We start from the raw sequence: 22,093 nt of genomic DNA, 5'->3' as shown, positions 1-22,093 counted from the left end.
GGCCCTGGGGCCCGGTGCCGTTGACACCGGGTGCCAGGGCTCCTAGCGTCTCCTCAGCTGAAGCTACTAAGCGGTTGCTCACCCGTGAGACACCGCTCCAGAGGATTCCGAGCGCGAGGAGACCCAGCATGTCCACCACCGAGCAGCGTGTAGCGATCGTGACCGGAGCGGCCCGGGGCATCGGCGCGGCCACCGCCGTGCGCCTGGCCGCCGAAGGCCGTGCGGTCGCGGTGCTCGACCTCGACGAGGCCGCCTGCAAGGACACCGTGGAGGCGATCACGGCGGCGGGCGGCACGGCCCTCGCGGTCGGCTGCGACGTCTCGGACAGCGCACAGGTGGAGGCCGCGGTCGAGCGCGTCGCGAACACGCTCGGCGCGCCGACCGTCCTCGTCAACAACGCGGGTGTGCTCCGGGACAACCTGCTCTTCAAGATGAGCGACACCGACTGGGACACCGTCATGAACGTGCACCTGCGCGGTGCGTTCCTGATGGCCCGGGCCTGTCAGAAGTACATGGTGGAGGCCAAGTTCGGCCGCATCGTCAACCTCTCCAGCAGCTCGGCGCTGGGCAACCGCGGCCAGGCCAACTACTCCGCCGCCAAGGCCGGCCTCCAGGGCTTCACCAAGACGCTGGCCGTCGAACTCGGCAAGTTCGGCGTCACCGCCAACGCCGTGGCCCCCGGCTTCATCGTCACCGAGATGACCGCCCAGACCGCCGCCCGCGTCGGCATGGGCTTCGAGGAGTTCCAGGCCGCCGCCGCCACCCAGATCCCCGTGCAGCGCGTGGGCCGCCCCGACGACATCGCCAACGCCATCGCCTTCTTCACCGGCGAGGCCGCCGGCTTCGTCTCCGGCCAGGTCCTGTACGTGGCGGGCGGCCCGCTCAACTGACCGGGGTCCGGCAACCGACGCGAGGCACGGCAATCGAGGAGAGGCACGGCGCGATGACGACGTACGAAGGAACGGACAGCGGCAAGGTCGCCCTGATCACGGGGGCGAGCCGGGGCATCGGCTACGGCATCGCCGAGGCGCTGGTCGCCCGCGGCGACCGGGTCTGCATCACGGGACGCAACGAGGACGCCCTCAAGGAGGCCGTCGAGGCCCTCGGGGCGGACCGGGTGATCGGCGTGCCCGGCAAGGCGCACGACGAGACCCACCAGGCCCTCGCCGTGGAGCGCACGATGGAAGCCTTCGGGCGGGTGGACTTCCTGATCAACAACGCGGGAACCAATCCCGTCTTCGGACCGATCGCGGACCTCGACCTCGGCGTGGCGCGCAAGGTCTTCGAGACCAACGTGATCTCGGCGCTGGGCTTCGCCCAGCGCACCTGGCACGCCTGGCAGAAGGAGAACGGCGGCGCGATCGTGAACATCGCCTCCATCGCGGGAATCTCCGCCTCGCCCTTCATCGGCGCGTACGGGATGAGCAAGGCCGCCATGGTCAACCTGACCCTCCAGCTCGCGCACGAGATGGCGCCGGGGGTCCGGGTCAACGCGATCGCGCCCGCGGTGGTCAAGACCAAATTCGCGCAGGCCCTGTACGAGGGGCGCGAGCAGGAGGCGTCGGCCGCCTATCCGCTCGGCCGGCTCGGCGTCCCGGAGGACATCGGAGGGGCCGCCGCGTTTCTTACATCTGCACAAGCGGAATGGATCACGGGGCAAACTCTCGTCGTCGACGGGGGGATGTTCCTCAATGCCGGAGTGCACTGACCGGTAACCGGACGCATTTGCCTCCTAAAGGGAGGCAAATGCGTATCGAATGTGCATGAAATCGGTCAAGTGCCTCACCAAACCTGCCCATTGGATTCGTGAGGCACTGCGGTAGGGTCTGCCGCACCCCTGGCTGATCGAGGAGCGTGCACGTGTTCAACCGGACCAGATGCCTGCAGATCACTGCAGCCCTTGCGTCCATATCCCTGCTCGCCGGATGCGGTCTGCTTTCCGATGACAGCGGTGCCGACAAGAAGCCGATCGTGGTCGGTACGACGAGCAAGCCGAGCACCCTCGACCCGGCGGCGGCCTGGGACGGCTCCTGGGAGCTGTACCGGAACATCTACCAGACCCTGCTGGCCTTCCCCACCGGCAGCACCAAGCCCGAGCCGGACGCCGCGCAGAGCTGCGAGTTCACCGACTCCGCCAACGAGTCCTACCGCTGCACGCTGCGCAAGGGCCTGAAGTTCTCCAACGGCGAGGCCCTCGACGCCAAGGCCGTCAAGCACTCCCTGGACCGCATCCAGACGATCGGCGCCAAGACCGGTCCGAAGGACCTGTTCGGCAGCCTGGACAAGATCGAGACCCCGGACGCGTTGACCGTCGTCTTCCACCTGAAGACCCCCGACGCGACCTTCCCCTACGTGCTCGGCTCGCCGGCCGCCTCCCTCGTGCCGCCCGGCGAGTACCCCGCCGACAAGGTCCGCAAGGACGGCAAGACCACCGGTTCCGGCCCGTACGTCCTGACGTCGTACAAGGACGGCGAGGCCGTCCTCGGCCGCAACGACAGCTACGCAGGCTTCGCCAACCGGCGCAACGACTCCGTGACCATCCGCTACTTCACGGACTCCAAGAAGATGGTCGCGGCGCTCAAGGACAAGGAGATCGACGCCACCTACCGTGGCCTCTCCGCCGCCGAGATCAAGGACCTCCAGACCCCCGCCTCGCACGACAAGGGCGTCCAGGTCGTCGACAACGTCGGCTCCGAGATCCGCTACCTGGTCTTCAACCCCAAGGACCCGCAGGTCGCCAAGCCGGCCGTGCGCCAGGCGATCGCCCAGATCATCGACCGCGGCGCCCTCGTCAGCAAGGTCTACCAGGGCACGGCCGAACCGCTGTACTCGATGGTCCCCAAGGGTGTCCTGGGACACAAGACGCCGTTCTACGACATGTACGGGCAGCCCAGCGTCGAGAAGGCCAAGAAGACCCTCCGGGACGCGGGCGTCACCCAGCCCGTCGAGCTGACCTTCTGGTACACCACCGACCGCTACGGCTCCTCCACGGCGGACGAGTTCACCGAGATCAAGCGCCAGCTGGACGAGAGCGGCCTCTTCAAGATCACCCTGCGCAGCAAGCCCTGGGTCGAGTTCCAGGACGGCTACAAGAACGGCGAGTTCCCCGTCTTCGGTCGAGGCTGGTTCCCCGACTTCCCGGACCCGGACAACTTCATCGCGCCGTTCGTCGGCAAGGAGAACGCGGTCGGTACGCCGTACGAGCCGGCCGACATCCTGAACGACCTGCTCCCCAAGTCCCGCCGCGAGAGCGACCGCTCGGCGGGCGTCAAGGAGTTCGAGCAGGCCCAGCAGACCTTCGCGCAGGACGTCCGGCTGCTGCCGCTGTGGCAGGGCAAGCTGTACGTGGCGGCGCGCGACGACGTCGCGGGCGCCGAGCGGGCGCTGGACCCGCAGACCGTCATGCAGATGTGGGAGCTGTACCGCAAGACCAGCTGGTAGCCCGGCCCCACGGGACGGGTCCCGCACGGGCGGATGAGGCGTTGTCAGTGCCTCCGGGTAGGTTCGGATCCAGTCGCACCAAGCAGTTGCACGGACCTGTACCGGAGGATGTAGACGTGAGTCAGATGCTGCCCGAGTCCTGGCTCCCCGCGATCGGCGGGGAGCTGGACCAGCCCTACTTCAAAGAGCTCCTGGAGTTCGTCGAGAAGGAGCGGGCCAACGGGCCGGTCTACCCGCCCCACGAGCAGGTATTCGCCGCCCTGGACGCCACACCGTTCGACAAGGTGAAGGTGCTGGTGCTCGGCCAGGACCCCTACCACGGCGCGGGTCAGGGCCACGGCCTGTGCTTCTCCGTGCGTCCCGGGGTCAAGACCCCGCCGTCGCTCCGCAACATCTACAAGGAGATGAAGGAGGAGCTCGGCCTCCCCATCCCCGACAACGGGTACCTGATGCCGTGGGCCGAGCAGGGTGTCCTGCTGCTCAACGCGGTACTCACCGTCCGCGAGGCCGAGCCCAACTCCCACAAGGGCAAGGGCTGGGAGAAGTTCACGGACGCGGTGATCCGCGCCGTCTCCGCCCGCCCCGACCCGGTCGTCTTCGTCCTCTGGGGCGCCTACGCCCAGAAGAAGATCCCGCTCATCGACGAGGAGCGGCACGTGATCGTCAAGGGCGCGCACCCCTCCCCGCTGTCGGCCAAGAAGTTCTTCGGCTCCCGGCCCTTCACGCAGATCAACGAGGCCGTCGCCGCGCAGGGCCATGAGCCGATCGACTGGCGCATTCCGGACCTGGGCTGACGCCACACCGCGCCTCGGTCTCTGAGCCGGTTGCTCCGGTTAGCGTCTTGATGATCAGACCGGAGCAGGTCTGGCGGAGCAGTCGGAGGTCGCGTTGACGGAGCAGCGGGGGGCGTCGGAGGACGCCGTCATGACCAGGATCGGCCAGGCGGTCATCCTGCTGCACGCCGGTGACCGCGAGGAGGCCCGCAACCGGCTGGGCGAGATCTGGTCCGAGATCGGGGAGGGCGGCCACCTGCTCCATCGCTGCACCCTCGCGCACTACATGGCCGACGCCCAGGACGACCCCGCCGAGGAACTGGCGTGGGACCTGCGGGCCCTGAGCGCGGCCGAGGGGAACGCCGCCGAGGGGATGGCGGTCGAGGGGATCGCGGACGGGCCGCCCCCACGGCGGGAGCCGCAGCAGGCGGTCCGGGTGTTCTACCCGTCGCTGCACCTGAGCCTGGCCGCCGACTACGTGAAGCTGCGCCGCCCCGAGGCCGCCCGGGCCCACCTCGCGCGGGCCCGGGCCGCCGCGGGCGCGCTGGCCGACGACGGCTACGGCAACGGGGTGCGGGCCGCCATCGCCCGGCTGGAGCGGCGGCTCGACGCGGACCGGGCCGGCCGGGCCCGGCCGTTCCCCGAGCAGGGCCCGTAGCCCGGCCGGGCACCCGCGTACCTGGCCTGCCCTGTTCTGCCCTGGCGGGCGCCCCCGTACGGCGTCAGCCGCCGTGGACGCCGGCGCAGATCCGGGCCTCCGGGCTGTCCGGATGCCAGCGGCCGTGGCGCCGCCCGAGGGCGCACACGTCGGCCGGGCGGACCGGCAGCTCCCGCACCACCTCGCGGCCGACCTCCGCCTCGTGCCCGGAGGCGTCGGGCACGGCCCCGGAATGCCGCGGGGCCGCCCCCGCGGGTCGTCGGGGCTCCGGGATGTCGATGAGGGGCGGCGCGGCCTCCTGCGCGCCCGCGGCGGCCCGGCCCGACGGGCGCGGGGCGGGCAGGCGGGAGGCTCCCGAAGCCGCCGGGTGCGCGGACTCCCGCGGCGCCGCCTTCAGCGCCTCCAGCGCGGGGGCCTGGACCACCACCGGTACGGCCCCCGGCCCGCCGCGCGGCTCGTGCCGGGGCGGCTGCCCGCTGGAGCTTCCCGCCGCGGGCTGCGTCGCGGTGGGGCTCACATTCACACAGCCGGAGACGGCCGAGACGGCACAGGCCACTCCGAGCAGCAGTTTTGTCGTGGTTCGGGTTGGATGCACCCGCGCAACTCTGCTGTGCGGGGACCCCGTTGCGAAAACCCGGAGCGGATATTGCCCCCGCACGGGTGACGGCCGGCCGCCGGAGCGCCCCAGGTTGACGCCCGGCCTGGGGCCCGGGCCCGGACCCCCAGGGCCACAGCACTAGTCGCCCGTGGCGCCGTCGATGTGCTCGCGCAACAGGTCCGCGTGACCGTTGTGGCGCGCGTACTCCTCGATCATGTGGGTGTAGACCCAGCGCAGGCTGAACACCTCGCCGCGGTGGTGGCTCTCGGGCTCCGACAGCAGGTCCAGGGACCGGCCCGCGGCGGCCTGCCGGGCCAGCTCGACCTCCGTCTGCCAGACTTCCTCGGACTCGGCCCAGGTGTCGTCGGCGGTGAAGTGGAAGTCGCCGTCCGGGTCTTCGCGCGTGGAGTACAGCTCCGGCAGGTCCGCGCCGAGCATGATCTCCCGGAACCAGTAGCGCTCCACCTCCGCCATGTGGCGTACCAGGCCGAGCAGGCTCAGCTCGGACGGCGCGAGCGGAGTGCTGCGCAACTGCTCCTCCTTGAGGCCCTCGCACTTCCAGGCGAGGGTCGAACGGTGGTAGTCGAGCCAGCCGTCCAGCATCTCCCGCTCGTTCGCGGTGGTGGACGGCTCGTCACGGTGTGATCCAGAACTGGTCATGCCGCTCATCTTCGGCGAACGCGGCCCCTGTCACCAGGGATTAAGCTGCCAGCGTCCCACAAGGAAGCAACCAGGAGGTACCCGGTGAAGGTCGGCGTCATCGGACTCGGCGACATCGCCCGCAAGGCGTACCTGCCCGTCCTCACCACCCGCCCCGACGTCGAGCTGCACCTGCAGACCCGAACCCCCGAAACCCTGCGGCGGATCGGCGACATCCACCACGTCCCCGCCGAACGCCGCCACGCCACCCTCGACGCGCTCATCGCCCAAGGCATGGACGCCGCTTTCGTCCACGCGCCCACCACCGCCCATCCCGAGATCGTGACCCGGCTGCTGGAGGCGGGCGTACCGACCTACGTGGACAAGCCCCTGGCCTACGAACTCGCGGAGTCGCGGGCGCTCGTCGAACTGGCCGAGGCGCGCGGGGTGTCCCTCGCCGTGGGCTTCAACCGCCGTCACGCACCCGGCTACGCGCAGTGCGCCGACCACCCGCGCGAGCTGATCATCATGCAGAAGAACCGGGTGGGCCTCCCCGAGGACCCGCGCACCCTGGTCCTGGACGACTTCATCCACGTCGTCGACACCCTGCGCTTCCTGCTGCCCGGCGAGGCCGACCACGTCGACGTGCGGGCCGTGGTGCGCGAGGGGCTGATGCACCAGGTGGTCCTCCAGCTGTCCGGCGACGGATTCACCGCGCTCGGCGTCATGAACCGCCTCTCCGGCTCGACGGAGGAGATCCTGGAGGTGTCCGGGCAGGACACCAAGCGCCAGGTCGTCAACCTCGCCGAGGTCATCGACCACCGCGGCCAGCCGACCGTGCGCCGACGCGGCGACTGGGTGCCGGTCGCCCGCCAGCGGGGGATCGAACAGGTGGTGGACACCTTCCTGGAAGCCGTCGGCGCGGGCCGGGTCCTCAGCGCCCGCGACGCCCTGCTCACCCATGAGCTGTGCGAGCGGGTGGTGCGCTCGGCTCTGGAGCAGGCCGCCTGAGCGAACTCGCCGCCCGCGCCGCGCAGTACGCGGCCAGGGCGGCGAGGGCCGCGCCCACCGGCCAGTCCCCGAAGCGCACGTAGAGCGTGGTGCCCCGGGCGAGCGGAACCTCGTACACGGCCGCCGTGCTCGCCGAGGTGGGCAGCGCCGGCCCGACCCGCTCCCCGGACGGGCCGTGTACCTCGCTGATCCCGGTCAGGGTGGCGTGCACCACCGGTCGACCGTCCTCCGCGGCCCGCAGGGCGGCCAGCGAAGCGTGCTGGGCCGGCGCCCAACCGTCCTGGAAGCTGGAGGTCGACGACTGGGTGACGAGCAGCTCGGCCCCGTCGCGGGTGAGCCGCCGGCTCATGTCGGGGAAGGCGGACTCGAAGCAGATCAGCGGGCCCAGCCGCACCCCGGGCCGGTCCGGCAGCGCCATCAGGGCGGCGGTGTCCCCGCGCCTGCGGTTCTCGCCCGCCGCCTTGCCGACCGAGGTGACCCAGCCGAGCAGGGCCCTGGCCGGTATGTACTCGCCGAACGGCACCAGCCGCATCTTGTCGTACCGCTCGCCGGTCGGCCCTTCCGGGCCGATCAGCAGGGAACTCTTGTAAATCCCGGGCCGATCACTGCGCCGGGCGTCCACGTTGACCAACAGCGGGGCGCCCACCCGCGCCGACAGCGCCGCGAGCCGCCGGGCGAGGTCCGGCCGGGCCGTCAGGTCCTCCCCGACGCTGCTCTCGCCCCACACCACCAGGTCCGGGCGCCGGTCGGCCGGCCGCTCCGCCAGCTCCAGGGTCAGCCGCTCCCCGACCGCGAACCGCCGCTCCGCGCTGTCCGGACCGTCCGCGACCAGCCCCGGCTGTACGACCGCCACGCGCAACCCGCCCGACACCTCCGGACGCGGCGCCCACAACCACACCGCCCCCGTCAGCAACGCACACCCCGTCATTCCCGCCACCGCGGGCACCCGTGCCCCCGGCACCGCGACCAGCAGCGCCAGCGCACAGTTCACCGCCACCACCAGCAGGCTCACCAGCCACACACCCCCCGCCGACGCCAGCAGCAGCGCGGGCGGCACCTGCCACTGACTGGCCCCGAGCAGCCCCCAGGGGCCGCCCAGCCCCTGCCAGGACCGCACCAGCTCCGGCAGCAACCAACCCGCCGGTAGGAGCACCAGCGCCGCCCCCGCCCGACCGGCCGTCGCGACCCCGCCGAGCAGTTCCCGTACGAGCAGTGCCCAGGGCATCCACAGCACGCCGAGCAAGGCCGACAGCAGGAAGAGGAATACGTGCAGGCTGGGCAGCAGCCAGTGGTGGACGGCGAAGACGAACCCGGTCCCGCCGAGCCAACCCTCCACGGCCGCGCGCCGCCCGGAGGGGGCGGACCTCAGCAGCAGCATCCAGGGCACGAGGGCGACGTAGGCGAACCACCAGAGCGCGGGAGCGGGGAAGGCGAGCGCGGGCAGCGCCCCCGCGGCGACCGCGGCGGCCGCACGCCACCACCCGTTGTGCTCCGGGACCATCAGGCGCCTCCGCTTCCAGTGTGGGACGACCGGGCCGCTTCAGCCCGCCGGGTGCCGCCACTTCTCGTGCACGGTTACCCCGGAGAGCCGCCAGCCATCGCGCGTGCGGGCCAGGGCGAAGGCATAGCGGCCCGCGGCGACGAAGTTGGGGACGGTGACCGCCGGGTCGGACCCGGCGTCGGCCAGCCGCATGGGGTTGAGGAAATCGGCCCTCACCTGCGCCGTGTCGCCGGGGGCGCCGTCGGTGACCTCCAGCCGGACCAGCCGGTTGACGATCAGGTGCTGGCGTACGGGGAACAGGGTCATGGTCCGCGCGAGCCACCGCGCGACCTCCCCGGCCGGGCCCTCCACGCCGCCCGCGGACCGGTAGTCCGCCCGCCCGTCCGGGGTGAAGAGGGCCCGGTAGGCGTCCCAGTCGCCGTCGTCGACGGCCATCGCGTACCCCGACACCACCTCGTCGATCGCCAGCCGGTCCAGCACGGTCGCGAGATCCACACGCTGCGTCATCGGGTCAGTGTGCGGGCGCCCGGCCGCGAGGCCAAGGGGCGTGCGCGAACGTGACCCGGCCGGCCCGTCGCAGCTGCTCCCGGCCGGTCCGTCAGCGGCCGGAATGCGCCTCCCGCTGGCGCACGACGACCAGGAAGGCGTCACTGTCCAGGTCCATCACCACCTCGGCGGGCACACCCTCCCGCATCCGCTGGGCCGCGTACTCCTCGGCCGGCCAGCTTCCCCTCGGACTTCCGGCCGGAAAACGCTCCAACACCACTCGGCGCATGGGACACCCCCTGCTGCTTGCTCTCAGGTCTCTCGTCTCTTTACAGGCACAACGACGCGGAGGCCGTCCGGGAACGTTCCCGGACGGCCTCCGATTCACGCGAAACGGTGATTTACCCCGCCGATTCGCCCGCGTGCGGGCTCAGCACGTTCATGCTGATCAGGACGATCAGGGCGATGCCCAGCAGGATGCGGTAGACCACGAAGGGCATGAAGCTCTTGCTGGAGATGAACTTCATGAACCAGGCGATCACCACATAACCGACGAAGAAGGCGATGACCGTGGCGAAGACCGTCGGGCCCCAGGACACCTGGCCCTCACCCAGCTTCGTCAACTCCATGCCGCCCGAGGCGAGTACCGCCGGGATGGCGAGGAGGAAGGAGTAACGTGCCGCGGCCTCGCGGGTGAAGCCCATCAGCAGACCGCCGGAGATCGTCGCGCCGGACCGGGAGACACCCGGCACCAGCGCCATCGCCTGGCAGATGCCGAAGATCAGACCGTCCTTGACGCCGAGCTCCTTGAGCGTCTTGCGCTCGCGGACGGCGCGGTGCCGGCCGCCCTCCTCGTCACGCGCCGCCAGGCGGTCGGCGATGCCGAGCACGATGCCCATCACGATGAGGGTGGCGGCGGTCAGCCGAAGATCGCGGAAGGGGCCCTCGATCGCGTCCTTGAGTGTGACACCCAGCACACCGATGGGGATCGAGCCGACGATCACCAGCCAGCCCATCTTGGCGTCCTGGTCCCCGCGCAGCGACTTGTCGAAGAGCGAACGGAACCAGGCGGACACGATCCGCGCGATGTCCTTGCGGAAGTAGATCAGCACGGCGGCCTCGGTGCCGATCTGCGTGATCGCGGTGAAGGCCGCGCCCGGGTCCTGCCAGCCGGCGAATGCCGCGGTCAGCCGGAGGTGGGCGCTCGAGGAGATCGGGAGGAACTCCGTAAGCCCCTGGACGAGACCGAGGATTAGGGATTCGAACCAGCTCATGTCGGGGTGCGCTCGTCCTTGTGATCGTCGGGAAGGTCGCGTCCGATGCTAGGGCCCGTGGTTGACACCGGTGACCGCAGGGGGGTGCTGGGGGGCGAGACCGTACGCCGCCGCCGGCGCGGACGGGGGCGCGAGGCGGTGCCGCTTGCGCCAGGCGACCGCCGCCGCGACCACCCCCGACACCGCGATGAATCCGAACGAGACGAGGAACGCGGGGGAATCCGGGGAGGAGGCGCTCGCCCCGGCGATCACGTACGCGGCGGTGTTGGGGACGGTGCCCAGGGCGGTCGCGCAGAGGAAGGGCAGCCAGCCGCAGCGGGACACCGCCGCACAGTAGTTGGCTGCCGCGAAGGGAACCCCCGGGAAGAGGCGGATCACGAGCATCGAGCGAAAGCCGTGGCGGTCGAGCTGTCCGTCGGCCGCGCGCAGCCACCGGCCGCGCACCAGCGGCCGTAGCGCGCCACGGCCCAGTGCCCGGCCCAGGCCGAAGGAGATCGCGGCGCCGAAGACCGTGCCGGCGACCGCCGCGACCAACCCGAGCGGGGAACCGAACACCGCGCCGGCCGCCAGGTTCAGCAACGGCCTCGGGACGAACGCCGCCGTGCACAGGCCGTACACCGTCGCGAACAGCAGCGTCGCCGTCCCCACCGGGAGCCCCGGCGGCAAGCCCTCCGAAAGCAGCCGCTGGGGCTGGTACGACAGCACGCCCACGCCGCCCGCCGCGAGCAGCAGGACGAGCAGCGACAGCCGGGTCCACGGCGCGAGGAGAAGGGACATTCCGGGAGACTAGCCGACGGGTCAGACGAGGCGCCGTCCCGCGGGTCACGCGCGGACGAACGGCGGCCGACACCCACGAGGCCGGCGGTCCGCGCCCCGCGCGGACCGTGACGAAGGCCACGTCGTGCCGGGCGCCGTTCGCCGTCCTGAAAAAGCGTTCGCGGCCCCCGGGCACCCTGAGGCAGGATCAACCGCATGTCCCGGTACGCCTTCCCCGCAGCGCCGTCCGCAGTCGCGGACGCGCCGAAGGCTGCCGTCCTCGCAGAGGCACTGCCCTTCGCCGCATTCGACGGCGCACGAAGCTGACCCTTCCCGGAACGTCCGGCGGACCCCACAGGGGGAGGGTCGGTTCGCTCCGGGGGTCCCGCTCTCAGCTTCGCGACACACGGGAAGACATCATGGCCAAGACGGCCTTCGTGCGTACCAAGCCGCACCTCAACATCGGCACCATGGGACACGTCGACCACGGCAAGACGACCCTCACCGCCGCCATCACCAAGGTCCTCGCCGAGCGCGGCGGAGCCTCCTTCGTCCCCTTCGACCGCATCGACCGGGCCCCCGAGGAGGCCCGGCGCGGCATCACCATCAACCTCACGCACGTCGAGTACGAGACCGACACCCGCCACTACGCCCACGTCGACATGCCCGGCCACGCCGACTACATCAAGAACATGGTGACGGGAGCGGCCCAGCTCGACGGCGCGATCCTGGTCGTCTCCGCGCTCGACGGGGTGATGCCCCAGACCGCCGAGCACGTGCTGCTCGCCCGCCAAGTCGGCGTGAACCACATCGTGGTGGCCCTCAACAAGGCCGACGCCGGGGACCCGGAGCTCACCGACCTGGTCGAGCTGGAGGTCCGCGACCTGCTCACCGCCCACGGCTACGGCGGTGACGGCGCGCCGGTCGTACGGGTCTCCGGGCTCGGCGCGCTCGAAGGCGACCCGCGTTGGACCGCGGCCGTCGAGGCGTTGTTGGACGCGGTGGACACGTACGTGCCGATGCCCGTGCGGTACACGGACGCGCCGTTCCTGCTGTCGGTGGAGAACGTGCTGACCATCACCGGGCGCGGCACGGTCGTCACCGGGGCCGTCGAGCGCGGCGGCGTGCGGACGGGCGACCGGGTCAGCGTGCTCGGCGGCGCCGGCGAGCCGGTCGAGACGGTGGTCACCGGCCTGGAGACCTTCGGCAAGCCGATGGAGTCCGCCGAGGCCGGGGACAACGTGGCCATGCTGCTGCGCGGCGTGCCGCGCGACGGGGTGCGCCGCGGGCACGTGGTCGCGGCGCCCGGCAGCGTCGTGCCCGGCCGCCGCTTCACCGCCCGGGTGTACGTGCTCTCCGGCCGGGAGGGCGGCAGGACGACGCCGGTGGCCTCCGGGTACCGGCCCCAGTTCTACATCCGAACCGCCGACGTGGTCGGGGACGTGGACCTGGGGGCGGTGGCGGTGGCCCGGCCGGGGGAGACGGTCACCATGACCGTCGAACTGGGCCGTGACGTTCCCCTGGAGGCCGGCCTCGGCTTCGCGATCCGCGAGGGCGGCCGCACGGTCGGCGCGGGGACGGTCACCTCGGTGGGCTAGCTCCGGCCCCAGGGGAGCCGGTGGGGCACCCGGTGTGGTGGCGGTGGTGGGGCTGCGTCAGACTGCCGTCACCACAAGGGCGCGACGGGACGAGGGGCGGGCGGCGATGGACGGCAAGACGGCACTGGTGCTCGGCGGCGGCGGACTGACCGGGGTCGGCTGGGAGACCGGCATCCTGTGCGGGCTGGCCGCGGCGGGCACGGACCTGACCACCGCCGACCTCGTGGTCGGCACCTCGGCCGGTTCGGTCGTCGGCGCCCAGCTGACCTCCGGGCTGCTCACGCCGAGGGAACTGTACGAGCGCCAGCTCGGGGACCCGGCCGGCGAGCTCGCGGCGAGGCTGGGAGCCGGCACCTTCGCGCGGTACGCCGTCTCGATGCTGCGTTCCCGGGACGCCGCGACCTACCGGCGCCGGGTCGGTGCCTTCGCGCTGGCCGCCCGGACCGAGCCCGAGGCGGTGCGCCGCGAGGTGTTGAAGGCCCGGCTCGTCTCGTACGAGTGGCCCGAGCGGCGGCTGGTCGTGACCGCCGTCGACGCGCTGACCGGGGAACTGGCGGCCTTCGACCGGGAGAGCGGAGCCGGGTTGGTGGACGCGGTCGCGGCGAGCTGCGCGGTGCCCGGGGTGTGGCCGCCGGTGACCGTGGACGGCCGGCGGTTCATCGACGGCGGCGTCCGTTCCGCGACCAACGCCGACCTCGCCGCCGGCTACGAGCGGGTGGTGATCATCGCGCCGATGTCGCTCGGATCGAAGTTGATCCCCTCGCCCGCCGCGCAGGCCGAGCGGCTGCGGAAGGCCGGGGCGGAAGTCCTGTTGATCACCCCGTCCGCCGAGGCCCGCAAGACCTTCGGGCGCAACGTCCTGGATCCCGCCCGGCGGGACCCGGCCGCCCGCGCGGGGCTGGCCCAGGCGGTGGCGCACGCGGCGGAGGCGGCGCGCGTCTGGGGGGCCTGACCGGCGTCCGGAGGGCCTGACAATGGTGGGGTGAACGACGAGCAGATCCCGGTGATCCGGGACGTGGGCCAGGGAACCGCCAAGCTGATGCCGGACGTGGACCTGGAGCGGGCCTGGCTGCTGACCGTCGACGGGGCGCCGCAGTCGTACGTCGACCTCGACGAGCCCGAGCACCTGGAGTTCGAGTACGTACGCCGCCTCGCCCACGTCCTGGACCGCGCGGCGGAGCCGGGGGCGCCGCTGGACCTGCTGCACCTGGGCGGGGGCGCGCTGACGCTCCCGCGATACGCCGCCGCGACCAGGCCGGGGTCCCGGCAGCAGGTCGTGGAGTTCGACGCGGGGCTGGTGGCCCTGGTGGCGGAGCACCTCCCGTGGGGCGAGGACTCCGGGATCACGGTGCACGCCGCCGACGCGCGGGCCTGGCTGGAGGGCGCTCCCGAGGCGAGCGCCGATGTGGTGGTCGCGGACGTCTTCGGGGGCTCGCGGGTCCCGGCGCGGCTCACCTCGCTGGAGTACGCGCGGGAGGTGGCGCGGGTGCTGAGGCCCGGCGGACTGTACGTGGCGAACCTGGCGGACGGGGCGCCGTTCGCCTTCCTGCGCGGGCAGTTGGCGAACTTCGGGGCGGTGTTCGCGGAGTCGGCGCTGATCGCCGAGCCGGGGGTGCTGCGGGGGCGGAGGTTCGGCAACGCGGTGCTGGTGGCCTCGGACCGGGAGATCCCGGTGGCGGCCCTGGCCCGGCGGTGCGCGGCCGACGCGTTCCCGGCCCGGGTGGAGGCGGGCGCGGCCCTCGCCCGGCTGGTACGGGGCGCGGTTCCGGTGCGGGATGCCGAGGCGGTGGCCTCGCCGGAGCCCCCGGCGGGGGCGTTCAGCGTCGGATAGCCGCACCGCTGTGGGCGGGGCTTCACACGGCTGCGGGCTCGGGCGTCGGTTCGGGGGCCGACTCGGGTGTCGGACGGCGGGTGAGGCGGCGTACGTCCGGGACGGCGAGGACCAGGGCCGTGGCCACGACCACGAGCGTCGCGCATCCCCACAGGGCCCGCGTACGGCCGAGGAGCGTCTCGGCGGGGCCGGCCAGTGCGGTGGCCAGCGGGAGCATCGACACGGAGCCGAACCAGTCGTAGGCGGAGACCCGGGAGAACTTGTCCTCCGGTATCTCCTGGTGCAGGGTCGTCATCCAACTCACGCCGAACACCTCGATGGCCACGCCACTGACGAGCATCACGGCGCACAGCCCCCAGGCCGGCAGCGGCACCGCCAGCGCGGCGGACGGCAGCGCCATCGGGAACACGCACAGCGTGCCGACCAGCAGCAAGCGGCGCGGCTTCCACAGGGTCATGAGGAGCGCCCCGCCGATCGTGCCCAGGCCGAAGAAGGCCAGGGCCGCCCCCCACGGAGCGGGGCCGCCCAGTCGGTCCCGGGCGACCAGGGGCCCGTACACGGCCTCCGCCGCGCCCACGACGGCGACGACGACGGAGAACTGGAGCACGATCCCCCACAGCCAGGAGCGGCTCGTGACCTCGTGCCAACCTTCGCGCAGATCCGCCAGGAGACCTCCGCCGGGGGCCCGGTCGGCGATGTGGCCGACCCGCAGGAAGGCCCGTAGCGCGCCCGCGACGGCGAAGGCGGCGGCGTCCACCGCCAGTACCCAGCCCGGACCGATCGCGGCGATCATCGCCCCGCCGAGGGCCGCGCCGCCGATGCCCGCTCCGTTCACGGCCATCCGGAACAGGGCGAAGGCGCGGCTGGCGTGCTCGCCCGAGACGCCGGCCATCAGCATGCCCTCGGCGGCCGGGTTGAAAAAGGCGGTGCCGGTGCCGCAGAGGGCGGTGAGCAGCATCATCTGCCACAGCTTCGGGTCACCGGCGAGGACGAGCGTGGCGAAGGCGCCCTGGGAAAGGCAGTTGAGGGCGTTGGCCGCGACCATCACCCGGTGGCGCGGCAGCCGGTCGGCCAGCGCGCCGCCGATCAGCAGGAAGAGGACGAGCGGCAGGGTGCGGGCCGCCGCCACCAGACCGACGTCGCCCGTGCTGCCGCCCGCGTCCAGGACGGCGAAGGCGGCGGCGATCAGCGCCCCGTGGCTGCCGAGGTTGGTGACGACGGCGGCGCCGGTCAGCAGGGTGTAGTTGCGGCCGGCCCAGGCGGGCCGGCGGCGGAACGGCGTGCGGGACGGGGCGGCGGGGGGAGAACTCACCCCGGGACTATCCCCCGCCCCTGGTCGGGAATCCAAACGGATTGTCGGCCCGGGGCGGGGGAGACCGTGGATCAGCTGCCGGTGAGGCGGACCGAGCTCAGGATCTTCTCGTACGTCTCCTTGGAGACCTCTCCCGGGACGCCCGCGGCCGCGTAGAGGACCCAGACGGCGAAGTCACCGTTGGCGAGTTTGTACGCGAAGGCGATGCTCTTGCCGTCCGAGGAGCACTTGTTCTTCTTCGGCAGGCCGGTGGCGGTGGCGGTGGAGAAGCTGCCTTTGAGGCCGGAGAGGGTCGTGTAGTCCTTGGCGTCCGTGGACTTGACCGTCTCCTTCGGGTTCGGCGCGTCCTGGGCGTAGGCGGCGTACACCCAGTTCTCGGCCGCGATGCGCGCGGCCTCGGCGGTGTCCTTGGCGCCCTGGGCGCCCTTGGCGCCGGTCCCGGCCAGCTCGGTGGTCTCCTCCTTGCCGTCCTTGTTGGAGTCGACCTTGCACCAGTCCTGCTTGTAGTAGGCCGGCGCCGTCATCATGACGAGCGGCGAGCCGTCGCCCTTCTTCGAGTCCTCGAAGCCGCTGCTCATGCCGGAGCTGGCGACGGTCCAGTCCGCCGGTACGTCGAAGGCCGTGCCGTGCAACGGGTTGACGACGACCTTCCAGCCGGGGATCACCGGCTTGACCTCGCCGCCGGCGCGCGGGTTGCCGCTCGGGGCCGGCGGCGGGGGCGAACTGACGGGGGGAGCCGACGACGCGGTGACCGGCTTGTCGTTCGCCTGGTGGGTGGTCTTGTTGTCGCGCGTGAGGACGAAGGTCCCGGTGACGGCCGCGGTCACGACCACGGCGGCGGCGGCGACGATGGCCACGGTCTTCGTGGCGTACGGGCTCCTGCCGCGGGTCGGCGGCTGCGATGCCGGCTGGGGCTGACCCCACGGCTGAACGGGCGGCGGCGTCTGGTAGCCCGCCTGCGGGTATCCGTAGCCGGGCTGCGACTCACCGAATCCCGGTTGCGGCGGCTGCTGGTACGGGTTCGGCTGTCCCGGCTGCTGCTGGTACGGGTTCTGTTGCGCGTCCCGGGGGTCGGGTTGTCCCCCGGGCGGCTGCTGCTGTCCTGGCCACATGGCCGGTAACGATAGTGGGAGGCAAGGACAGTGGCCACGGCCGCCCCCTCGTCCGGTCTGGTCAAGGGCGCTTACTCGTGGGTAACATCGCGTGTCATGAGCGCAGAACAGATGAACGTGGGCGAACTGCTCGCCGCGACCGTGCCGATGGCCCGCACCTTGAACCTCCAGTTCCTGGAGACGACCCCGGAACGAGCCGTTGTCCGGCTGCCCGACCAGCCCGACTTCCACAACCACGTCGGCGGTCCGCACGCGGGCGCGATGTTCACCCTGGCCGAGTCCGCGAGCGGAGCCATCGTCCTCGCCGCGTTCGGGGACCAGCTCTCGCGCGCCGTACCGCTCGCCGTCAAGGCCGAGATCGGCTACAAGAAGCTGGCCAAGGGCGTCGTCACCGCCACCGCCACCCTCGGCCGCCCGGCCGCCGAGGTCGTGGCGGAACTCGACGCGGGCGGTCGCCCCGAGTTCCCCGTCACCGTCGCGATCCGGCGCGAGGACGAGGCCGTGACCGGCGAGATGACCGTCGTCTGGACCCTGCGGCCCAACGCGTAACACGTCGTCGGCGCCGCCGCGGGGCCGACCCCACGGGCACCGGGGGCGCATCCCGGCGCGGGCCGGCGGGCGCGGGCCGACAGTGGGCGGGGAGCGGTCCGGCGCGGGCCGCTCCAATCGAGCGAACCGCCGCTGAGCGGGAAGGCTGTCGTGGCGAGCGGATAGGCTGCCTGTTCGGCGTGTCACAGGGGGCGCGCCGGGGACGACTCTGGAGGACGTACCGGTGCACATCCAGGAATGGCTGGAGACGATCCCGGCGATCAGCGTCTACCTCCTGGTGGGGCTGGTCATCGGACTGGAGAGCCTGGGCGTTCCGCTGCCCGGTGAGATCATCCTGGTCAGCGCGGCCCTGCTGGCCTCGCAGCAGGGGCACATCGACCCGGTGGTGCTGGGACTGTGCGCCATCGCGGGCGCCGTCATCGGCGATTCCATCGGGTACGCGATCGGGCGCCGGGGCGGCAAACCGCTGCTGGAGCGGCTGGGTCGGCGTTTCCCCAAGCACTTCGGGCCGCAGCACGTCGCCCTCGCGGAGCGCTCTTTCGAGAAGTGGGGCATGTGGGCCGTCTTCTTCGGGCGGTTCGTGGCCCTGTTGCGGATCTTCGCCGGACCGCTGGCGGGCGTGCTGCGCATGCCGTACTGGAAGTTCCTCATCGCCAACGTGCTCGGCGGGATCATCTGGGCGGGCGGCACGACCGCCGTCATCTACACCGTCGGCGTCGTCGCCGAACCCTGGCTGAAGCGGTTCTCGTGGCTGGCGCTGGTCGCGGCCCTGCTGATCGGGCTCACGGTGACCCTGGTGCTGCGCCACCGGATGCGGAAGGCGGCGGCCGCGGCGAGCGCGGCCGAGGACGAACCCGCGGCCCCGGCGCCGGCGTCGATCTCGGACTGAGACCGACGCCGGGCGGCTCCGGTGGGCCCGGTCAGGCGGTCGGGCCCACCGCCGCGCGGTGCTGCTCGGCCAGCCCCGTGTACATCCGGGCGTTGACCCGGATGCCCTCGCGCTCCTCCCCCGTCAGCTCCCGCCGCACCTTGGCCGGGACTCCCGCGACCAGCGAGCCGGGCGGCACCACCATGCCCTGTGGGACCAGGGCCTGCGCCGCCACCAGCGACCCGGCGCCGATCACCGCGCCGTTCAGGACGGTCGCGCCCATGCCGATCAAGCAGTCGTCCTCGACGGTGCAGCCGTGCACGACGGCGTTGTGGCCGATGGAGACGCGCTCGCCGATGGTGACGGGGAACCCGGGGTCCACGTGGACGGTGCAGTTGTCCTGCACGTTGCTGTCGGCGCCCAGGACGATCGGGCCGCAGTCGGCGCGCAGCACCGCCGAGTACCAGATGCTGGAGCCGGCGCCGAGCGTGACGTCGCCGACCACCACGGACGTGGGCGCGGTGAAGGCCGACGGGTCGACGAACGGCCGCTTCCCGCCCACGCCCGCCACGAGTGCCCGGTCCGTCTGCTGTGTCATGTTCTCTTCCCTCGGTTCGCTGTGCTCCGTGCCGCGCTCACAGCACCGTAGGACACGGGGGCGGGGCCTTCGCCGATGGGGTGAAGATCACGGCGCGGTGGCGGCGCGCGGCACGCTACGGTGACCCGGTGCCGAAGAACCAGAACACGTTCTCATCCCTGCGCCGTCGTATGGCCAACCGCGCCGTCCACGCCGGGTGGCGTTGGATGCAACGGGCCGGGGCCGTGACCCCCGAGACGCCCGGGCGGCTGCGCTTCGGCGCGATCGGCCACGGCACGCGCCTCGCCTTCCCCCAGGGAACCGTCTTCGGCGAGCGGTGGATCCGCCTCGGCGACCACTGCATCATCGCCGAGCAGGTCACCCTGACGGCCGGGATGATGCCCGACCTGGACCTCGGCCCCGACCCGTTGCTCGTGCTCGGCAACGGCGTCGTCCTCGGCCGCGGCAGCCACGTCATAGCCGATGCCCGGATCAGTATTGGGGACGACACCTTCTGCGGACCGGGCGTGTACATCACCTCCACCAACCACAGCTACGACGACCCGCACGAGCCGGTCGGCCGGCAGTGGCCGCGCAGCGCGCCGGTGGAGATCGGCCCGGGCTGCTGGCTGGGGACCGGGGCGGTGATCCTGCCGGGCGCGCGGCTCGGCCGCAACGTCGTCGTGGCGGCCGGAGCCGTCGTACGGGGCGAGGTGCCGGACCACGCGGTGGTGGCGGGGGCCCCGGCGCGCATCGTGCGGCGATGGGAGCCCGAGACGGGCTGGCAGCCGCCACTGCGCACCCCGGCGCCGGTCCCGATCGCCGACGGCATCACCTCGGAGCAACTGCGCGGCCTGGCCGCCCTGGCGGAGGCCGAAGCCAAGGCGGAGGCCGCGGCGGAGGCGGAGGCCACGGCGGTGGCAGTGGCAGTGGCCGAGCCGGAGAGGGAGACGGACCCCAAGGGCGAGCGGCTCGGCTCCGGCGCGGGCCGACCGGCGGTGGGCCGACCGGCGGGCTAACCGGCGGCGAGCAGGACGGTGCCCGCGAGGGCGAGGCCGGCTCCGGCGGCCTGGACCGTACGCAGGCGCTCCTTGAGGACGGCGAAGGCGGCGAGCGCCGTGATCACCGGGTAGAGCGAGGAGAGCACGGCGGCCACCGTGACCGGGCCGCTCTGCGCGGCGACGGAGTACGTGCCGTTCGCCGCGACGTCCGCGAGCCCGACGAAGGCCAGCGCCGGCAGCAGCCGCCACAGGACCCGCGGTCCACTGCCGTCCGGCAGGGCGGGCGCGCCCCGCCGCACCTGCGCCCACAGGGCCGTGCCGCCCGCGACCACATTGGTCACGCGCTGCACGAACAGGGCCAGGAAGAGCCCGGTGACGGTGTGGGACGCCTCCGCGATGAGGGCCATCACCGCGCCGAAGCCGAACGCGGCGACCAGGGTGAGCAGGACGGCCCGGCGCTGTACCGGCGCTCCGCGCAGTTCCGGTCCGCCGGCCAGGACGATGCCGACGACGGCCACCGCGATGCCGGCGAACTGACCCGGACCCGGGCGCTCGCCCAGCGCCAGACCGGCTCCGACGGGAACGATCACGCCGAGGGAGCCGAGCGGGGAGACCACGCCCATCGGACCCAGGGCCAGCGCCTTGTAGAAGCTGAGCATCGCGACCGGTCCGACGAGCCCGGCGGCCACCGCGAACCACAGCTGCGGCCCGGCCTCCCGCCAGGCGCCGGTGGCGAGCACCACCGTGCCGAGCACGACGACGGCGACGACCTGTGAGACCACCACCACCGTCAGCGCCGGTATGCGGCGCGTCAGCAGCCCGCCGCCGAAGTCGGCGAGTCCCCACAGCAGGGCTGTCGCCAGGGCGAAGAGGACGGTCATGCGGGGACCTCGCAGTACAGTGTGGTGAACGGTGGGGTGCAGCGTCGAGTACACCACACCGTAGTTCAGTCTGCTGGACTGTGTCATCCAAGATATTGGACGCAGAAGCTGGGGGAATGGTGTCGGACCTGGAACAGCTCACCCAAGCGCTCGCGCGCAACCTCAGGCGTTGGCGAGGTGAACGCGGCTTCACCCTGGAGGCGTTGGCGGCGCGGGCGGGCGTGAGCCGCGGGATGATCATCCAGATCGAGCAGGCCCGCACGAACCCCAGCGTCGGTACCACGGTCAAACTGGCCGACGCCCTCGGCGTGAGCATCACCACGCTGCTGGACCGCGACCGCGGCCCGCGGGTCCACCTCGTGCCGCCCGGCGAGGGGGTGCGGATGTGGTCCACGGACGGGGGCAGCGGCGCGACGATGCTGCTCGGCGACGACCGGCGCGGCCCGCTGGAGGTGTGGGCGTACCGGCTGGAGCCGGGCGAGGGCACGGCGTCGGACCCGCACCCGGCCGGGACCCTGGAGATGTTGCACGTCACGGCGGGACGGCTCACCCTCACCGTCGACGGCGAACCGTACGAGGTGCCGCAGGGCGGGGCGGTCTCCTTCGAGGCGAACGTCCCGCACGAGTACCGCAACGACGGCCCGGAGCCGATGGAGATGACGATGGCGGTCTCCATCCCGCCGGTCGGCGGCCAGGAGCCGCCGGCCTCGCCCTGACGGGCGTCGGCGACGCCGCGGGCGCCGCTACAGGGCGGAGATCTCGATCGCGGGGCACCGGTCCATGACCATCAGCAGGCCCGCCTCGCGCGTCCGCGCGCAGGCGGCCTCGTCGATCACCCCGAGCTGGAACCAGACGGCGCGCGCGCCGATCGCCACCGCCTCGTCGGCGACCGGACCGGCGAGCGAGCTGTTGACGAAGACGTCGACCACGTCCACCGGGAACGGGATGTCCGCGAGCGACGCGTACCCGGGCTCGCCGTGCACCGTCTCCGCCTTGGGGTGTACGGGAACCACCCGCTTCCCGAACCGCTGCAGCACGCGCGCCACCCCGTAGGCCGCCCGCCTCTCGTTGTTCGACAGGCCCACCACGGCCCAGGTGTCCCCGGCCTCGGTGAGGATCCTGCGGATGGTTTCCTGGTCGCCGTACACGCGCACCGCCTCCTGCTGCCCGCCGGCCCGGCTCGTCCCGGCCCGCACGCGGGGATCAACCGCGCGGACGCCTGTCCGA

General features: G+C 72.5%; 25 protein-coding genes. 13 read left to right on the top strand and 12 right to left on the bottom strand.

All coding sequences use genetic code 11. The features are described 5' to 3' along the window. Positions 1-128 precede the first annotated feature (128 nt). The 5 genes from fabG (at position 129) to ACFVXJ_RS04580 (ending at position 4,872) form a co-directional block, all read left to right on the top strand. Positions 129-890 (top strand): 3-oxoacyl-ACP reductase FabG, encoded by a 762-nt coding sequence (gene fabG, locus ACFVXJ_RS04600; RefSeq protein WP_361315122.1) that lies wholly within the window; start codon positions 129-131, stop codon positions 888-890. Positions 891-943: 53 nt separating this feature from the next. Then, complete coding sequence (locus tag ACFVXJ_RS04595) at positions 944-1,708, top strand: SDR family oxidoreductase (RefSeq protein ID WP_389658437.1); 765 nt, start codon at positions 944-946, stop codon at positions 1,706-1,708. Positions 1,709-1,860: 152 nt separating this feature from the next. Further along, positions 1,861-3,441 carry an ABC transporter substrate-binding protein gene (locus tag ACFVXJ_RS04590; protein ID WP_389658434.1) on the top strand — a complete coding sequence of 527 codons (1,581 nt, stop codon included), beginning with the start codon at positions 1,861-1,863 and terminating at the stop codon, positions 3,439-3,441. Positions 3,442-3,566: 125 nt separating this feature from the next. Further along, a complete protein-coding gene (locus ACFVXJ_RS04585; RefSeq protein WP_361315220.1) occupies positions 3,567-4,235 on the top strand; it encodes a uracil-DNA glycosylase in 669 nt (222 codons plus the stop codon). 94 nt (positions 4,236-4,329) lie between these two features. Then, entirely contained in the window at positions 4,330-4,872 is a 543-nt protein-coding gene (locus ACFVXJ_RS04580; RefSeq protein ID WP_389658431.1) for a hypothetical protein, read from the top strand. A gap of 64 nt (positions 4,873-4,936) precedes the next feature. Here ACFVXJ_RS04580 and ACFVXJ_RS04575 read toward each other — a convergent pair whose 3' ends face one another. Further along, positions 4,937-5,467: a hypothetical protein gene (locus ACFVXJ_RS04575; protein WP_389658428.1), complete on the bottom strand. Its 531-nt coding sequence runs from the start codon at positions 5,465-5,467 to the stop codon at positions 4,937-4,939. Positions 5,468-5,608: 141 nt separating this feature from the next. After that, a complete protein-coding gene (locus ACFVXJ_RS04570; RefSeq protein WP_361315110.1) occupies positions 5,609-6,130 on the bottom strand; it encodes a DinB family protein in 522 nt (173 codons plus the stop codon). Positions 6,131-6,214: 84 nt separating this feature from the next. On the opposite strand from ACFVXJ_RS04570, the gene ACFVXJ_RS04565 reads away from it, so the two are divergent. Beyond that, complete coding sequence (locus ACFVXJ_RS04565) at positions 6,215-7,120, top strand: Gfo/Idh/MocA family protein (RefSeq protein ID WP_389658425.1); 906 nt, start codon at positions 6,215-6,217, stop codon at positions 7,118-7,120. On the opposite strand, the gene lnt is transcribed toward ACFVXJ_RS04565, so the two are convergent. The 5 genes from lnt to ACFVXJ_RS04540 form a co-directional block, all read right to left on the bottom strand. Continuing rightward, positions 7,065-8,621 carry an apolipoprotein N-acyltransferase gene (lnt, locus tag ACFVXJ_RS04560; RefSeq protein WP_389658422.1) on the bottom strand — a complete coding sequence of 519 codons (1,557 nt, stop codon included), beginning with the start codon at positions 8,619-8,621 and terminating at the stop codon, positions 7,065-7,067. The two genes, ACFVXJ_RS04565 and lnt, sit on opposite strands and share 56 nt — an antisense overlap. Positions 8,622-8,660: 39 nt before the next feature. Next, the gene (locus ACFVXJ_RS04555) at positions 8,661-9,128 is read right to left on the bottom strand and encodes a nuclear transport factor 2 family protein (protein WP_389658419.1); all 468 of its coding nucleotides are present in this window, start codon (positions 9,126-9,128) and stop codon (positions 8,661-8,663) included. 91 nt (positions 9,129-9,219) lie between these two features. Then, positions 9,220-9,396, bottom strand: coding sequence for a hypothetical protein (locus ACFVXJ_RS04550; protein WP_190186999.1), 177 nt, complete (start codon positions 9,394-9,396; stop codon positions 9,220-9,222). Between the two features lie 112 nt (positions 9,397-9,508). Next, positions 9,509-10,381, bottom strand: coding sequence for an undecaprenyl-diphosphate phosphatase (locus tag ACFVXJ_RS04545; protein ID WP_389658415.1), 873 nt, complete (start codon positions 10,379-10,381; stop codon positions 9,509-9,511). Between the two features lie 48 nt (positions 10,382-10,429). After that, positions 10,430-11,158, bottom strand: coding sequence for a TVP38/TMEM64 family protein (locus ACFVXJ_RS04540; protein ID WP_389658412.1), 729 nt, complete (start codon positions 11,156-11,158; stop codon positions 10,430-10,432). Between the two features lie 398 nt (positions 11,159-11,556). Here ACFVXJ_RS04540 and tuf point away from each other — a divergent pair, with 398 nt between their 5' ends. From tuf to ACFVXJ_RS04525, 3 genes are all read left to right on the top strand, one after another. After that, positions 11,557-12,735, top strand: coding sequence for an elongation factor Tu (gene tuf / locus ACFVXJ_RS04535; protein WP_389658409.1), 1,179 nt, complete (start codon positions 11,557-11,559; stop codon positions 12,733-12,735). A gap of 106 nt (positions 12,736-12,841) precedes the next feature. Further along, complete coding sequence (locus tag ACFVXJ_RS04530) at positions 12,842-13,687, top strand: patatin-like phospholipase family protein (protein ID WP_389658405.1); 846 nt, start codon at positions 12,842-12,844, stop codon at positions 13,685-13,687. 87 nt (positions 13,688-13,774) lie between these two features. Further along, on the top strand, positions 13,775-14,566 hold the full coding sequence (locus ACFVXJ_RS04525) for a spermidine synthase (protein WP_389658640.1): 792 nt from the start codon (positions 13,775-13,777) through the stop codon (positions 14,564-14,566). A 22-nt stretch (positions 14,567-14,588) separates the two neighbouring features. Here the strand turns inward: ACFVXJ_RS04525 and ACFVXJ_RS04520 are convergent, their stop codons facing one another. Together ACFVXJ_RS04520 and ACFVXJ_RS04515 are read right to left on the bottom strand one after the other, a co-directional pair. Next, positions 14,589-15,878, bottom strand: a complete 1,290-nt coding sequence (locus ACFVXJ_RS04520) for an MFS transporter (RefSeq protein ID WP_389658402.1) — start codon at positions 15,876-15,878, stop codon at positions 14,589-14,591. 71 nt (positions 15,879-15,949) lie between these two features. Next, positions 15,950-16,990 carry a hypothetical protein gene (locus ACFVXJ_RS04515; protein WP_389658399.1) on the bottom strand — a complete coding sequence of 347 codons (1,041 nt, stop codon included), beginning with the start codon at positions 16,988-16,990 and terminating at the stop codon, positions 15,950-15,952. A gap of 96 nt (positions 16,991-17,086) precedes the next feature. Between ACFVXJ_RS04515 and ACFVXJ_RS04510 the strand changes: the two genes are divergently transcribed. Both ACFVXJ_RS04510 and ACFVXJ_RS04505 read left to right on the top strand, forming a co-directional pair. Beyond that, entirely contained in the window at positions 17,087-17,539 is a 453-nt protein-coding gene (locus ACFVXJ_RS04510) for a DUF4442 domain-containing protein (protein ID WP_206308643.1), read from the top strand. A gap of 223 nt (positions 17,540-17,762) precedes the next feature. Beyond that, positions 17,763-18,428, top strand: coding sequence for a DedA family protein (locus tag ACFVXJ_RS04505; protein ID WP_389658396.1), 666 nt, complete (start codon positions 17,763-17,765; stop codon positions 18,426-18,428). Between the two features lie 31 nt (positions 18,429-18,459). Here ACFVXJ_RS04505 and ACFVXJ_RS04500 read toward each other — a convergent pair whose 3' ends face one another. Continuing rightward, positions 18,460-19,005 (bottom strand): gamma carbonic anhydrase family protein, encoded by a 546-nt coding sequence (locus tag ACFVXJ_RS04500; RefSeq protein ID WP_389658393.1) that lies wholly within the window; start codon positions 19,003-19,005, stop codon positions 18,460-18,462. Positions 19,006-19,133: 128 nt separating this feature from the next. On the opposite strand from ACFVXJ_RS04500, the gene ACFVXJ_RS04495 reads away from it, so the two are divergent. Next, positions 19,134-20,003 carry an acyltransferase gene (locus ACFVXJ_RS04495; protein WP_389658390.1) on the top strand — a complete coding sequence of 290 codons (870 nt, stop codon included), beginning with the start codon at positions 19,134-19,136 and terminating at the stop codon, positions 20,001-20,003. Here the strand turns inward: ACFVXJ_RS04495 and ACFVXJ_RS04490 are convergent. Next, on the bottom strand, positions 20,000-20,866 hold the full coding sequence (locus ACFVXJ_RS04490) for an EamA family transporter (protein ID WP_389658387.1): 867 nt from the start codon (positions 20,864-20,866) through the stop codon (positions 20,000-20,002). The two genes, ACFVXJ_RS04495 and ACFVXJ_RS04490, sit on opposite strands and share 4 nt — an antisense overlap. Positions 20,867-20,985: 119 nt before the next feature. Here ACFVXJ_RS04490 and ACFVXJ_RS04485 point away from each other — a divergent pair, with 119 nt between their 5' ends. Next, positions 20,986-21,582, top strand: a complete 597-nt coding sequence (locus ACFVXJ_RS04485; RefSeq protein ID WP_389658637.1) for an XRE family transcriptional regulator — start codon at positions 20,986-20,988, stop codon at positions 21,580-21,582. 27 nt (positions 21,583-21,609) lie between these two features. Here the strand turns inward: ACFVXJ_RS04485 and ACFVXJ_RS04480 are convergent, their stop codons facing one another. Further along, a complete protein-coding gene (locus ACFVXJ_RS04480) occupies positions 21,610-22,014 on the bottom strand; it encodes a CoA-binding protein (RefSeq protein WP_389658634.1) in 405 nt (134 codons plus the stop codon). Positions 22,015-22,093: the final 79 nt, after the last annotated feature.

This window comes from Streptomyces sp. NPDC058279, assembly GCF_042881255.1.
Classification (GTDB): Bacteria; Actinomycetota; Actinomycetes; order Streptomycetales; family Streptomycetaceae; genus Streptomyces.
This window is presented reverse-complemented; position numbering and strand designations above follow the sequence as displayed.

What these genes read in the sequence shown, in the direction of transcription:
- ACFVXJ_RS04570 (WP_361315110.1), bottom strand. Translation starts at nt 6,130, where the DNA reads ATGACCAGTTCTGGATCACACCGTGACGAGCCGTCCACCACCGCGAAC.
- ACFVXJ_RS04500 (WP_389658393.1), bottom strand. Translation starts at nt 19,005, where the DNA reads ATGACACAGCAGACGGACCGGGCACTCGTGGCGGGCGTGGGCGGGAAG.
- ACFVXJ_RS04490 (WP_389658387.1), bottom strand. Translation starts at nt 20,866, where the DNA reads ATGACCGTCCTCTTCGCCCTGGCGACAGCCCTGCTGTGGGGACTCGCC.
- ACFVXJ_RS04540 (WP_389658412.1), bottom strand. Translation starts at nt 11,158, where the DNA reads ATGTCCCTTCTCCTCGCGCCGTGGACCCGGCTGTCGCTGCTCGTCCTG.
- ACFVXJ_RS04585 (WP_361315220.1), top strand. Translation starts at nt 3,567, where the DNA reads ATGCTGCCCGAGTCCTGGCTCCCCGCGATCGGCGGGGAGCTGGACCAG.
- lnt (WP_389658422.1), bottom strand. Translation starts at nt 8,621, where the DNA reads ATGGTCCCGGAGCACAACGGGTGGTGGCGTGCGGCCGCCGCGGTCGCC.
- fabG (WP_361315122.1), top strand. Translation starts at nt 129, where the DNA reads ATGTCCACCACCGAGCAGCGTGTAGCGATCGTGACCGGAGCGGCCCGG.
- ACFVXJ_RS04595 (WP_389658437.1), top strand. Translation starts at nt 944, where the DNA reads ATGACGACGTACGAAGGAACGGACAGCGGCAAGGTCGCCCTGATCACG.
- ACFVXJ_RS04555 (WP_389658419.1), bottom strand. Translation starts at nt 9,128, where the DNA reads ATGACGCAGCGTGTGGATCTCGCGACCGTGCTGGACCGGCTGGCGATC.
- ACFVXJ_RS04530 (WP_389658405.1), top strand. Translation starts at nt 12,842, where the DNA reads ATGGACGGCAAGACGGCACTGGTGCTCGGCGGCGGCGGACTGACCGGG.
- tuf (WP_389658409.1), top strand. Translation starts at nt 11,557, where the DNA reads ATGGCCAAGACGGCCTTCGTGCGTACCAAGCCGCACCTCAACATCGGC.
- ACFVXJ_RS04510 (WP_206308643.1), top strand. Translation starts at nt 17,087, where the DNA reads ATGAGCGCAGAACAGATGAACGTGGGCGAACTGCTCGCCGCGACCGTG.
- ACFVXJ_RS04525 (WP_389658640.1), top strand. Translation starts at nt 13,775, where the DNA reads ATGCCGGACGTGGACCTGGAGCGGGCCTGGCTGCTGACCGTCGACGGG.
- ACFVXJ_RS04545 (WP_389658415.1), bottom strand. Translation starts at nt 10,381, where the DNA reads ATGAGCTGGTTCGAATCCCTAATCCTCGGTCTCGTCCAGGGGCTTACG.
- ACFVXJ_RS04550 (WP_190186999.1), bottom strand. Translation starts at nt 9,396, where the DNA reads ATGCGCCGAGTGGTGTTGGAGCGTTTTCCGGCCGGAAGTCCGAGGGGA.
- ACFVXJ_RS04515 (WP_389658399.1), bottom strand. Translation starts at nt 16,990, where the DNA reads ATGTGGCCAGGACAGCAGCAGCCGCCCGGGGGACAACCCGACCCCCGG.